Origin of the sequence: Peribacillus sp. B-H-3 (assembly GCF_048572925.1) — a bacterium.
In the GTDB taxonomy this organism is placed as follows: Bacteria; Bacillota; Bacilli; order Bacillales; family DSM-1321; genus Peribacillus.
Map to the genome: position 1 here is coordinate 40956 of NZ_CP183879.1, position 14335 is coordinate 55290.

General features: G+C 41.1%; 9 protein-coding genes. 6 read left to right on the top strand and 3 right to left on the bottom strand.

Annotation, left to right across the window (positions count from 1 at the left end):
* Positions 1-65: 65 nt before the first annotated feature.
* Positions 66-2117, bottom strand: a complete 2052-nt coding sequence (locus tag ACN6MY_RS00235; protein ID WP_419882298.1) for a glycosyltransferase — start codon at positions 2115-2117, stop codon at positions 66-68.
* An 86-nt stretch (positions 2118-2203) separates the two neighbouring features.
* Positions 2204-5521, bottom strand: a complete 3318-nt coding sequence (locus tag ACN6MY_RS00240) for a CDP-glycerol glycerophosphotransferase family protein (protein ID WP_419882299.1) — start codon at positions 5519-5521, stop codon at positions 2204-2206.
* 640 nt (positions 5522-6161) lie between these two features.
* On the opposite strand from ACN6MY_RS00240, the gene tagD reads away from it, so the two are divergent.
* The 6 genes from tagD to ACN6MY_RS00270 all read left to right on the top strand — a co-directional run bounded on the left by tagD (position 6162) and on the right by ACN6MY_RS00270 (position 11444).
* Positions 6162-6560, top strand: coding sequence for a glycerol-3-phosphate cytidylyltransferase (tagD, locus tag ACN6MY_RS00245; RefSeq protein WP_071351794.1), 399 nt, complete (start codon positions 6162-6164; stop codon positions 6558-6560).
* Entirely contained in the window at positions 6553-7719 is a 1167-nt protein-coding gene (locus tag ACN6MY_RS00250) for a CDP-glycerol glycerophosphotransferase family protein (protein WP_419882300.1), read from the top strand. The genes tagD and ACN6MY_RS00250 overlap by 8 nt, the downstream gene beginning before the upstream one ends.
* Positions 7720-8129: 410 nt before the next feature.
* Positions 8130-10022: a glucosaminidase domain-containing protein gene (locus ACN6MY_RS00255; RefSeq protein WP_419882301.1), complete on the top strand. Its 1893-nt coding sequence runs from the start codon at positions 8130-8132 to the stop codon at positions 10020-10022.
* 290 nt (positions 10023-10312) lie between these two features.
* Positions 10313-10558 (top strand): transposase, encoded by a 246-nt coding sequence (locus ACN6MY_RS00260; protein WP_419882302.1) that lies wholly within the window; start codon positions 10313-10315, stop codon positions 10556-10558.
* Positions 10559-10569: 11 nt separating this feature from the next.
* The gene (locus ACN6MY_RS00265; RefSeq protein ID WP_419884268.1) at positions 10570-11184 is read left to right on the top strand and encodes an IS3 family transposase; all 615 of its coding nucleotides are present in this window, start codon (positions 10570-10572) and stop codon (positions 11182-11184) included.
* 23 nt (positions 11185-11207) lie between these two features.
* Positions 11208-11444, top strand: coding sequence for an integrase core domain-containing protein (locus ACN6MY_RS00270; RefSeq protein WP_419882303.1), 237 nt, complete (start codon positions 11208-11210; stop codon positions 11442-11444).
* 292 nt (positions 11445-11736) lie between these two features.
* On the opposite strand, the gene ACN6MY_RS00275 is transcribed toward ACN6MY_RS00270, so the two are convergent.
* Positions 11737-14169 (bottom strand): SH3 domain-containing protein, encoded by a 2433-nt coding sequence (locus ACN6MY_RS00275; RefSeq protein ID WP_419882304.1) that lies wholly within the window; start codon positions 14167-14169, stop codon positions 11737-11739.
* Positions 14170-14335: the final 166 nt, after the last annotated feature.

The window sequence follows — 14335 nt, forward strand, 5'->3', positions numbered from 1 at the left end:
TTTAGACATAAGTTTACCATAATTTCCGCTGATGAAATTTTAAAATGTAATCAGCGGAATTATTTTTAGCGAAAAAGCTTCTTCAGAAGGCCGGTTTCCTTGCTTTTCGGCTCCTCCCGGACAGGCGTTTTTCCTGCTTGCGGTTCTGGCTGTACAGGCGCAGCATTCATTGGCTTTACAGAAAGAAGGCTGTTTTTTGTTGCGTATACCCGTATTTTTTTGCTGCCTTCACCAAAGCTCATTTCAAGATTTTTGCCGTTTTCAGCACGGACATTCTTTGTATAATGGCCGTCCGAAACACGGATGAATACATCACTGATTTTCTCTATTGAAGCGAGGCTTTTTTTATCCAAAACCGCTTTCCATGATGTTCCTTCGCCCGTTCCGGAAAATAAGAGAGTGTTTGTGCCCTCCCGCTCCTGGATATAAGCAGAAACTTCCTTTATATTCTCCATCCCCGCTATTTTAAACTCGAGTGTGAAAGAATCCCCTGTTTTGCTCATATGTTCAAGAGCAGCATGAGGATGGCTCTCGGTTGGAAGGGACGCGATTTTAGGCACACTTTCATCAAGCTCTGCAAATAGAGTTTTCCATTCATCTATGAATTTCCCGTAGCCAAAACGCTTTGTAACCTCTGTGGCATTATGGGAAAGTGTTTCTCTGAGCTCTGGATTTCCCATTAAGGAAATAATTTTCTCACTCAATTCCTCCACACTGCCGTCTTTTACGAGAAGCCCGTCCACACCATCACGTATTATGTCCCGGGGTCCAAAGTTAATGTCATAGGCAATGACAGGAGTGCCATATGAAAGGCTTTCTGTCATGCTCATACCGAATCCCTCTGAACGCGAAGTCATAAGCGTTGCATATGCACCCGGATAGACCGCTGACATATCTGCAGCAAATCCTTTAAGAATCACGTTATCTTCAAGCTTTAAATCTTTAATCAATGAAACTGTCTCATTTTCCTGGTCATCGCTGTAGCCGAATCCGTAGATTTCGAGCCTTGCTTTCGGATTCTTTGCCGCAACCTTTTCAAAGGCCTTGATTCCATCCTCGACCCGCTTTTTATAATGAATCCGCGCGACCAAAATGAATAAATTAGGATCTGCTTTTACCCCCTGCACATGTTCAGCTGGTTTGACAAAATGCGGAATCACTTCAAATGACGGTCTGTCTCCATATAATAAAGCAGCCGATTCCCTCTGGCCGTGCGTCAGATAAATCATCTTGTCAAATCGGTCCAGATTGGAATAAAGGGAATTCCACACACCGCTGACGGGTGCGCCGTCAGAATATGGAATAGTAAAATGGCTGCTGTGTGCAAAACCTACTTTGCGGACGTTCGGATGCCGCACGGCAAGAACTGCATCATCAAGATTCTTGTTTGGCAGATTGTACAACCGGTCCCTGAATTCAGCGAAAATGATTGGATTTTCATCTTCCGCAATCACTTTTTCAATCCAGTAGCTGTATAAATCAGCCATATCTTCAAACTCTTTATTTTCATCACCAAAGTACTGGCATTTCGTCCAGTTCTTTTTAGCGTCCAGCCAGATCGATAAATAACATTTGCCGTCTTTGCCGAAGTATTTATGCGTCCGCTCATGCTTCGAGCCCGTGTCATAGATGATTTCTTTGACAAGATAGCCATCCGGAGAATATTCCTGCCTTTTCGTCCGGATGCGTGCCTCGTTCATCTTGTCGCAAAAAATAAGCCGGCCTTCACTATCAAAGCGTTTATATTGAACATAATCCCCATTTTCAAAATACCTGTATGAAGGATTTTCCTTTTGGCTGTAATCCTGAAAAGCAACGAGTCCTTCTTCCTCTACCTGCTCGGCATGGGGATCCTTTTGTACACTCATATCTTTTGAAGGATCCAGATCATACAGGCAATTCAATACCTTAATGTTTTGATGGAGGATTCCCTCTTCTTTCATGGATCTGACATCTTCCCATAATGTCCGCTGATAGGAGATGGTAAGCAGGGAAATCCTTCTTTCGGGCATTTCTTCACACATCATATTCAATCTCGCCACAACGGCCTTTGTTAATCCGCTTCGTTTAACCGCAATAGTATTTAAGATAAAATATGGATTACTTATCGTTTTCATAATGAAACTCCTTATTTTAAATTATTTTTTAAGCTGGCCTGCGGTTTTAGCACGTCTGCATGCTGCCGGTGAATGGCAGCCATGGATCAATTCCCGAAGAAACGATCCACGATCCTGGCTGTAGCTTTGCCATCCTCCAAGCCGCAATATTTCTGTCTGAAGTCTTGATACTTACCGCTGTATGCTTTAGTCGTTTCTTCTATATTTGTGACTGCTTCTATGATATCTTCAGTGGTTTTCAGGAAAGGCCCTGGTGCTTCATTTTCAAAGTCGATATAAAAGCCGCGGATATTGTCCCGATAATCTTCAATATCATAGGTGTAATACAAGATTGGGCGGCCGGTGTTGGCAAAGTCAAACATAACTGAAGAATAATCCGTCATTAAGATATCACTGATCAAGTACAGCTCCTGGATATCCGGATACTTCGATACATTCATGACAAAATCACGGTACTCTTCCGGGATCTTCAAGGAATTGGAGATGACCACATGCATCCTCAGCAGCAGAACATATTCATCGCCAAGGGCCTGCTTCATCCTTTCCAAATCGAATTGCAGATCAAACACAAATTTATTCTTATTAGAGGTTTGATTATCCCGGAATGTCGGCGCATATAAAATGACCTTTTTGCCTTCAGGAATGTTCAGTCTCTCAGCCACTGATTTTGCCCTTGCTTCTCTATCTTCTTTAAAAAATAAATCATTTCTCGGATAGCCTGTCTCAAGGATTTCCCCGTCATAGCGGAAGGCGCTCCTGAATGCCTCCGACGCGTACGGGCTCGGTGACACCAGGTAATCCCAGGTTTGGGTTGCATGATACACACGCTCTAAGTACCCTTCATCTCTTCCCTGAATATTTTCAATATCAAACAGCATTTTCTTAAGCGGCGTGCCGTGCCATGTTTGAATGTACGTAGTTTCCTTGCGCTTATCAAGATACGTAGGAAAGTTTTGATTATTGACCCAATATCCTGCTTTGGCCAGATAATAATAGTACTGCGGGCTCAGTCTGCTGATTTTTTTGGTATTCCTGTCTCTGACTGGCATCATTCCGCCGTACACCCAGACTTTTTTCATGTCAATCTTCCGCTGGAGCATTTCTTCATAAATGTTCCGCGGGCTGTCTCCATATTGCTTTCCTACTCCGCTTTCAAACAGAATAAGATTTTTATCAACCTTCACCGTCTTCATCATGATTTTATATAGCAGCTTCATGGTCGGGAAGTAACGTTTGCTTTTTCTGAACTGCCTGAAGAAAAGCTGATAATATTCGGTTTGGGCCACTTTTTGGAAGAAGCTTCTTTCAAGCACTGCATGCTCTGCCACTTCGTAAATGCGCTCACTTGAATGCTGGTCACGATGCTTGATGAATTTATTCGCTCTTGCTTTATACAACTCAGGCATGACAAAATCCTGGCTGCTGTACACATCTGCCTCATTAAGCAGGTCTTCAAGATTATCCGTGATAAAGCCTGGAAGATCATTATCCAAGTCCAGATGTGACTGCCTTTTCCCAATAAAACGGTCCCGGTCGAACTGATAATAAAGAACTGGTTTATGAAGGAAGCTGAAGTCAAACGCCACACTTGAGTAATCAGTGATCATCATCGCGCTTTCCTTGATCAGATGCTGAACATCCACTTCACCCTGCGAGATGACCCGGACAGGTGCATCTTTAAAGTAAGAAGTAAAGTTCTGCATATTAGGGTGCAGGCAGAAAACAATCTCAAGGTTTCTTTCTCTTGCCATAGCACGCAGCTTGGGATGATGAATCAGGTCCCGGTATCTTTCAAAATACTCGCTCTCAAGAAACACTTCGTCTGAAGTTATCCAGTCCCTCCATGTAGGGATGATGAGCAGCTGGCGCTTGATCTCCACATCTTCTTTGAATAAAGAATCAAAGCGTGATAACCCTGTGACATATACCTGATCTTCGTCATAGCCAAAATCACTTATGATCATATCTTTTTCGAACTCAGAGCTGACAAGAAACAGATCTGTATCAAAACCGGACGCTTTTTTGCCGTAATTGGCAAGCATATTCTTCGTTCCCATGACACCGTGCTGCAGGAAGATTTTCAGCGCCTTCACGTTCCGCTTAAACTTGCGGGTACGCACAGGGTATAAATAATCAGGATGATGAGAAGAAATAACCTTTGAAGCAATTACGGTGTTGCGTATATGTTCTTTTGATTTAAAATAAAGGACATTCCCAAGCGGTTCCACATTTCCAGCCTCTGGAGAATCCTTTTCAATGACATAGTAGGCTTTTTTATCAGGAAAGTTCTCCCGCACGTATTTAAAGAAATGATAGCCCGTATCCTGGGCCTTATAAGACCTTTCGCCAATCAGCCAAACATCCTTGCTTTTATTAAACATTCTGTACAGCGGAGCAAAACGCCGCATTTTCCTCAAATAGTTGAACGTATCTACAGGAAATCCATACACTTCAATGGATAGGTTCTTTGCTTTGAAGGTAAAGTAAGGATTGATCACATAGGCCTCGCTGCCTTTTCTTACAAAGGTTTCCTTAAGAAAAAGCTTGACCCTGCCAGTCGGGCGCCCGATTCTGGCCCTTTTCACTTCAAGCTGATCATGCAGATTTAAGTCGAAATAATAGTCGTAAATGTCATCCTCGGCGGGACGGGCATCATGGAGCTTTTCCATATCAAGTTCCATCCGGTACGTGTAGCGGTTCAAGCCGTATTTCTTCGCTGTGCCTTCATCGTCAAGAGTGAATCTCGCCTGTCCGTAGAGCTCCAGATTAGTTTTTCTTCCCTTAATGATGGCTTCGCCGTGCGTAATTCTGGAGTTCCTTGAAAAAATACGGCCTTCAACGATCATCTTGTTTTGCTCATACGAAATCTTTTCTATCTGAGATCGTACGGAAGGTGCAGGTTCCTGGTTTAGAAGGATGGAAACATTCCCTTTTTTGGTAACAAAAAGATGGACGGTTTTATTATCATCTGTACGATATGGAGCAGGATACTTAATGGAAGTATGCTGGAACCTCCCAAGCCTGATCAGGTACTCTGCGTATTCAACGCCATCTCTTACTGCAATTTCCGCTGCGTCCTGATCCAATTCCTTTTCTAAGCTATCAACACGGACACTGACCTTGATGAAAAGATCCAATGCCGCCTGTTCTTCTTCGCTAAGATTGCTTAGCAGTTCATCAAGGCTGATGCCAAAGGCAAAAGAAGGATTAGGCTTTATTTCTGCAGCCCGGTGCATCTCTCCCGTTTCCCTTACCTTCACCCACAGCTCTTTTGCACAATAAAACTCCTTGGAGAATGCTCCCTGGATGAAGATTGTTCCATTTTCCTGTGAAACAGACAGCTTATGCTTGAGTCTGATTTTGTTCTTGCTGCGCTTTAAAAATCGAAATAATTTCATCTTCATGAATAACCACCTGGAATTTAAATATTTATGAAAACATTGCTGTTTAGAATAAACCGGAAGAAACACTCGCATTTATTCAATTTGCTCACTGATGAAAAAAGAAATTCTTTCATCACAACCATTATAAAATCATATACGTTTTCAGCTTTTTTCTCAACAATGAATAGCATGTGCCCCGCTTGAGTTCCTAAGATTTTCTTCCTATTCTCCCCCCTCTTTTCAGCAGCATGCATCATTTATAGAAGACCACCCTTTCCAAACCCATTTTTTCGCGCAAAAAAGAAGCAAAATGGCCTATACTCCCATCCTTAATTTGTCAGGGTTTACAATAGTTCTTCAGTAGGTTTTATAATAAATTCCCTCTAATCCCTTGTATGGAATATAAAAACCAAGTAAAATAAATCACATTGCCGGAAGTCTATAAGAATTCAACACATGTTTGTTAAATGTTTGTTGTTTATTTGTAAATCAAATAGGTTATAATTAGGTAGAGTTTACACTATTAAAATGTTCTATTTCCTTATTATGTATGAAGCCATGAGATAAAAAAGCGCAAGCGCCTGCTTACGCTGGTTTAAATAGACTGCTTTAAATTTAATCAAACGATTGATTAATAGATTAGACTGGAGGAATACTACGTATGAAGAAGGTTATTACGTACGGTACATTCGATTTGCTTCACTGGGGGCATATCAACTTATTGAAGCGCGCTAAAGCTCTTGGCGACTATCTGATTGTTGCCATCTCTTCTGACGAATTTAATGAACTTAAAAATAAAAAAGCCTACCACAGCTTTGAAAACAGAAAAATGATTCTTGAATCCATCCGCTATGTGGATGAAGTAATCGCCGAAAACAGCTGGGAACAAAAGAAAGAAGATATCATCCGTGAAGGCGTGGATGTGTTTGTCATGGGCGATGACTGGAAGGGCAAATTTGATGAATTGAACGAGGTCTGTGAAGTTGTCTATCTTCCAAGAACTATCGGAATTTCTACAAGCAAGATCAAAGACGATCTTCTGACAGTCAATAATGGCTAGAGAACTGGCAATAGAGCTGTATCTGTTTATATTCAAGGCTCTTTTTTCTGTCTTCCGCCTTTTTCCTTTAAAAAAGAAAACAGCTTTTGTTGTGTCATTCGGAGATAATGCACGTTATATCCTGGATGAAATGAATGCACAGGGAATTGAAGGCAAAAGAATCATCTTAAAAGGGAATCATAGCAGAGCAGATTTTAAAGGCGATGGGAAAACCATCGTCTTTCACTTTGAAATCAAACATCTTCTGCACTACCTGCTCTCTATTTATCATCTGGCCACGTCCAAAGTGGTGATCATAGACAACTATTTCGGCTTTCTTTCTGCCATCTCGTTCAGGCCTTCTGTCACCTGTGTCCAGGTCTGGCATGCCGCTGGGGCAGTGAAGCAATTCGGCTTAAAAGACCCTTCTGCCGCAAACCGCAGCCCGCGTGCGAAGGAGCGCTTTCAGCGTGTATACAACCAGTTCCATTACGTTGTTTCCGGATCTGATACCATGTCTGGCATCTTTAAGGCGAGCTTTGGACTCCCTGACGAAAATATACTGAGCACAGGCGTTCCAAGAACCGATTTCTTTTTTGATGAAGAAAAAAAATCAGTTGCCTATCAGTCACTGCTGGGACAATTTCCGGGGCTCGAGGAGAAAAGGACGATCTTATACGCTCCTACCTTCAGGGAAAATGAGCTGAAAACAAGCTCCATTGGGCTTGATATCCAGAAACTTTATGATGAATTTCATCAAGAAGAATATGTTCTCCTGCTTAAGCTCCACCCTGCTGTCTCTGGAGAACATGATCTTGAGAAACAATTTCCGGGCTTCGTTTATAATCTTACAAATTATCATGATGTAAATGAGATTTTGCTTATCACGGACTTGCTGATAACAGATTACTCTTCCATCCCTTTTGAATACGCCTTTTTGGAAAAACCAATGATTTTCTTTGCCTATGATTTGGAGCATTACGAAAAAGAGCGCGGCTTCTGGGAAGATTATGAATCACAAATGCCCGGACCTGTCGTTTACACAACGCAAGAGATCATCGAAAAAATAAAAACGGCATCCGCTGATTACGGTAGGATTAAAAGATTTAAAGAAAAATGGAATGAATACTCTGATGGAAACTCCAGCAAAAAGCTAGTGAACTTTCTATTCATAAAATAAACGGAGAAGACTCGTGACGGGTCTTCTCCGTTTTTTTATTTGTGATAAGCAGGAGTTTTTATCCTGATTATGCAGTTTTTCAGCACCTATTTTCCTAAATCATGCGACTTTTTAAAGAAATCGTGCAGCTTTCCTCCAGAATCATGCAACTTTTCAGATAATCTTGCAGCTTTCCTCCAGATTCATGCAACTTTTTAAGAAAATCATGCAGCTTCCTGTTTTCACGCTTCCCTAGCTCCCCTCCTAATCCTGCATCCTCAACAATTATACATGTAAATTATACCAAAGAAAAATATGGTCTTTTATCCAATAAATCGTATGTTACAATACTAATAGGTAAATTGAGGGATTAAAGAGAGAGAGATCCATAGTTTCCTAAAACTATTAAAACAGGGGATGTTATCAAAGAAATGAGAAAAGCTTGTATGTTTATCTTGTCGTTATCATTATTGCTGTCTTTATTGTCTCTAACTGGCCCCGCAGCTTTTGCTGCAGAAGATCAGGTATGGGATTCATCATTGCCACTGACTCAGGGGGCTGCACTAAAAAGCCCTACAAATATATACACCTCTGCTTCAACAAGTTCAAAAGTACTCAAAAGCTACGGCCAGGGAACTGTGCTAAAATATCAGGCCTATACCTCAAGCTGGAACAAGGCACGGATTTTCATCAATGGCCAGGCAACAATTGGCTACATAAATGCTAGTGATGTTGAAAATGTCACCGATCATCCGCAAACTCTTCGCGGAATCGCATTAAAAACCCCCACCAATATGCATTCCAGTGCATCAGCAGGATCTAAAGTGCTGAAAACCTACCAGCCGGGAACTGTTTTAACATATAAAACCTTTACTTCAAGCTGGTATCAAGCCAGATTTTATGTAAACGGTTCGGCAGTCATCGGATACCTGAAGACCAGTGATGCAGAAAACCTGTTCACGTCACAGCAAACGGTAAAAGGATTATCATTAAAAAACCCAACAATCATGCATGAAAAAGCTTCATCAAGTTCAAAGAGCCTCAAAAGCTACCCAGCAGGAAAGGTTTTAGTTTTTAAAACTTTCTCAGAGAACTGGTATGAAGCCAAATTCTATATGAATGGCATCCAAAAGACTGGTTACTTAAGTGTAAACGATGCTGAAAAGCTTGCCCCTGAACAAGAAAACCTGCAAGGCATCGGAAAAAGCAGCCCGACCAAAATTTACAGCACCGCCTATTCAGGCTCTAAGGTGTTAAGAAGCTACGAAGCGGGGACAATTCTAAAGTATAAAACTCTCTCCGCAAGCTGGATGGAGTGCAATATTTTTATCAACGGAAAAGCAACGACCGGCTATATCAAGAAAAGCGACCTCGAAAACCTGTGGAGCACCAAACAGTCATTAAGCGGGGTGGCCATGAAGAGTCCGACTAAGATTTATTCCAAGGCAGCAGCTGTTTCCAAGGTTCTGAAAAGCTACAGCGAGCGTTCAATCCTGAAATACAGCACTCTTTCAGATAACTGGTTCGAAACCAGCGTCTATATCAGCGGTGTAAAAACGACTGGCTATATTAAAAGCAGCGATGTACAGGGTTTATCTTATTATGATTTAACCTATGATGATGCAGTTTCCCTGCAAATGAAGGCGAATCCGCAGACAGACTCATCCGGCTCCTGGAAGACAGCTTCAAGCAGCCAGGTGAAATATTATGTAAATCCAGGAAACTTCATTCAAACATCCAGCTCTTTTTATCAATTTCTAACACTATCAAAATCTGCTGGAACAGATGCAGCAGAAATTAATAACACAATCTTAAAAAGTAAAGGAATCCTTACAGGAAAGGCTTCTTCCTATCTTTCAGCAAGCAAAACATACGGAGTCAATGAAATCTACTTAATCAGCCACTCGCTGCTTGAAACAGGAAACGGCAGTTCTGAATTATCCAATGGTATTCTTGTGAAAAGTGTAAACGGTAAGGCCGTGACCCCTAAAACGGTTTATAATATGTACGGAATCGGGGCAAAGGATTCCTGTCCGGAACGATGCGGCTCCGAGTACGCCTATAATGCAGGCTGGTTCACTCCGGAAGCAGCAATTATCGGAGGTGCGAAATTCATCGGTGACGGCTATGTAAATGCTGGCCAGGATACACTTTATAAAATGCGCTGGAATCCAGATGGAATGGCCACAAAAGGCTATGCCACACACCAATACGCTACTGATATCGGCTGGGCGTTCAAACAAACCTCCAGGATCTCACAAATGTATGCCCAGCTATCCAAATACACCATGCAGCTCGACGTTCCGACATATTTAATCAAGTGAATGATGCAGGCACCCTGATATAATGGGTGCCTGCTTTTTTACGGCCTATTTTAGACGAATCCTGCAATTCGCTCGAATAAGCAGGAATCCCGCTCTAATGCACAAGGAATTGGCTCGAATCAAAATGGATTTCGCTCGAATACAGCCTGATTTGGCGCATTTTGGGATTAGTCTGAAAAGTGGACACGTAAAAATGAGAAATAATTTATAATAAAATTATCATTTAAAAGGACGTGTTCACTATGTATAAGATCCATAGTAAGGAGTACAAAGAATATGTGGTCAAATTAGTGGAGGAAGAAGGAAGAAAAATAACGGATGTGGCTTATGAACTGGAAATTCCCTATTCTACTCTATCAAAATGGGTGAGTGCACACAGAAGAAATAAAAAAGTATCCGTCACAGAAGAGAAATATGTGACTCCTTCTGAGTTGAAAAAGATTGAAAACAACTATGAAAAAAAGATGCGTGAGTTGGAGGAGGAAAACGAAATTTTAAAAAAGGCTATGCGCATCTTTACAAAAAACCCAGAGTAATTTACAAATTTATCTATTCTCATCAGGTAGAATTTTCGGTCGTAAAGATGTGTAAAGTTCTAAAAGTTTCAAAAAGTGGCTACTATAAATGGCTAAAGCAAATAGAATCCACTCCCTCTGAGAAAGAAATATATAAACGGGTAGTACAACAGAAAATTGCAAAATCCTATCATGAAAGTATTGGAACGTATGGAAGCCCAAGAGTACATGACGACTTGCTTGAATGGGGATACCCAGTTTCTAAAAAAACAGTGGCCCGTTATATGAATGAAATGGGATTATGTGCGGTGCAAAAAGAAAAATTTGTGGTGACTACGGACTCAGACCATGACTTGTGTATTTACCCTAACTTAGTTAAGCGAGCATTTAATATTGATAAGCCGAATCGGGTGTGGGTGTCTGATATTACCTATATTCGCACTCTTGAAGGATGGGTTTATTTAGCGAGCATTATGGATCTCTTTTCCAGGAAAATTATCGGGTGGACTCTCGGAACAGAGGTTAATAAAGAATTAACACTAACAGCTTTACATCAATCATTAGTCACCCGGCAGCCTTCCCCACAATTAATTCATCATTCAGACCGCGATCCCAATATTGTTCAAACGATTATGTGGATCTTTTAAAGAGTCGGGATATTCACATCAGCATGAGCCGAAAAGGTGACCCCTATGACAATGCATGCATCGAATCCTTCCACGCAACCATCAAAAAAGAGCTAATCTACCGGAGACGTTTTCGTACAAAAGCAGAAGCCATTCGTTTGGTTAATCATTATATTGGGAGTTTCTATAACAAAAAAAGAAAGCATTCTACGTTGGGATACTGTTCCCCTAATCAATTTGAGAAAAAACAAGGGGTAGAGGAACAAGAAAATATCTTATAAGTTAACCAAAAGCTTTAAAATTCAACAGCCGTGAATCTTGGCTGTTGAATTCTAAAGCTCCAGCAAACGTAGTGCGGTAGGGATTTTGAGGGTAGAAACAACCATTTTTATTTGTCCACTTTCTTGACAGAAATCCAATTTATCCAATTATATGGAAATTATCCTCTTCGGAACGCCCTTCTAAAACTGAATTGTTAACCCAAAGTAATGAAAAAAAGACTTACTAAGTTCAAATTCTGCCCGTTCTTCCGCCAAAATAACAAAAGACCCCGCATTAGCGGAGTCTATGTGTCTATTGAAGTTCCCGTGCTACATATGTTGCGCTTAGCCATCCAAATGTTCCATCAGAAAGCTGTACTTTATACCATGTTTTTGTGGGATTCATTGCTGCAGTGCCATCTTTTTGTATTACTAGCGAGATATAATCGTTTAAATGGAAGGATCCAATAGGATCGTATAATGTACTTGCATCTACCCTGATGTTCACCGAGCTTGTACCAGTGATTCTGCCCAAATTTTGAACGGCAAGATAGTTTTTATATTTATCGAATTTGATAGTGTTTATCCAGTATTCCACATTGTTGACTGATACTCTGACCCAGTAATCATTCGTTTTTTCCAGCAGATTGAATGATGATCCCGATTTAATAGTTTTTACTTTATCGTTCACGCCCTTAGCGCTGTTTAAAACCAAATCCTGTTTTGCCACTGCGGTTATGCCTGCTGGAAAAACGTCGCTTCCGCCCGGTATGCCAGGCTGGCCTGGAACAGTTGGATTAATCACTGCATTTTTGTAGTAGGCTTTATCATAAGGAAGCATATTTTCCATATGCCTTGCAATCGATTTTCCCCAGTTCGGGTCGCTCGCATAGTAAAAGTTCATGCCTTCACTATTTTGATTGAGACGTTTGTTAGTCATATCTTTTGTACTGAAGCCAAGATATGCTCCGCTATATTTCCAGTTCGCCTTATTTAAGTACGTAGATTTTATCTCAGCGGCAATGTAATTAATACACAAATCTATCGTCGAAAAACGGTATGAAGCAACAAATGGAGAAATATCGAATGCCCCAAAGCCAAATAAGTTATTTTTCCCAAGAGAAATGTTTGACCTGCCAAAATCACTTTCATGTATGGCGTGTGCGGCAAGGTACAGTGCATTCACTCCATATCTATTACCTGCATCAATGAATGCCTGGCCTTTATTCGTTAACACACTAACCTGTCCGGCCTTCAAGTTTTTCGCAATATAGGCATTGATTTGTGCAGCTGTAACAGGAGACTTCGTGCGCAAGTCAATAAACTGGTAGCTGTCATGGCTTGTCAGCGGATCTCCAGTAACTACCTGTGTCAGATAGCTTCCTGAAACATAACCTGTTTTTCCATCATAGGCTACTTTATACCAGCCATTTGACGTTTTATAATCCGCCGCAACAATGGTGCTGGCAGGAATGACTGCTAAAAGTCCGGAAGCTGCATCAGCTGATCCTCTGATGTTTAATTCAGAGGTTGTCACAAATGTTGTCTGCGTGATTTTCTGCTCGGTATAATCAGTATACGGCGATAATTCACTTTCAGAAATATATCCGGACTGTCCTCCGAAGGAAATATGATACCAGCTCCCGATTTTTTTATCAGGAGCTACAATCGTATCCTTTGGCACATTCGTAAGCACTTTATATTGAGTCCCAAATAATTCAAACAAGCTGGATGCTGCTGTCAGTTTAAATTTGGCCGCTGTAACGGGTATAAAGGCTTCATTAATCATATCTGTATTTTTCACGTAATAATTTTTGCCGTTGAGCTCAACTGAATACCATGTTTCGCCAAGGCTGTTCACTGCCTCTTTTTTAGACACAAAGCCTTCATTAGCTGCTGCAGATAAAACGGATTGCTTAGTGGAATCCGGCGCTGCATAGAGTTTAACTGCTGTTTTAGAAAAGTAATAGGTTTCATCTGTATCTATCAGCTTGAAGGTCACTTCATTATACTTGGCAAGATCACTGCTCATGATGTAGCCAGATTTGCCGCCGTAGGAAACCGCATACCAATCTCCAACTTTGCTTTTGGATGTGACGATTGCCGACTTTGGCACTTTAATTATTTTAGTATAAGAGCTTCCGTAGCTTTGATACATATAGGTATCTTTTTTGGCGGTGTATTTAGCCTGAGTGAAGTCTGACTTCGTTTTCTTTGCAGTATAGCTGCTGTTTACGTATAAAGTTTTTCCTTTATAAGAAATCTGGTACCACGTTTGTCCGGCGCTATTTACCACTTTTATTTTTGAATAAAAACCGGTATTGCTGGCAACTGAGTAAATTTCCTTCTTTTTGGTATCCGGTGAGGAATAGAGCTTAGAGGTTTTATTTGTAAAAAGATAGACGGGCGAGATTGGGGCTTTCACTCCATTCAGGTAATTGCCGCTTACCCAGCCTGACTTCGTAACATTCTTCCCGCCTGATTTATACGTATAGGAAACTTTGTACCAGCTTCCTATTTTTTGCGTGGCCGTCACGATCTTGCCCTTCGGAACAGTGACAATCAGCTTGGCCTTTAAATTGGCAGACATTCTTATATTTAAATTGGCTGTAGTTTGAAATGAAGTTTTGCTGATTGAAGTGATGCTGCTGGCCTCTGCCTGCAGATTCCCCGTTGAATTCACATATGCCGCCGCTCCGGCAAAAATACTTGTTGATAAAATCAGCGCCTTGCCGATATTTTTCATCCTGACACCCTTTCCAGTCCTTTAATAGTTTGGTAATTCTGGCTATTTGATTCTTTTGTTTCATTTTTTCAATGCTAATAGCCTGTAGTGCTTAGTAATTTGGCAGAATATTAGCATCTTCCCTAGTAATATCGGAAGCCATAGCCTTTATTTAACGTGGTAATTT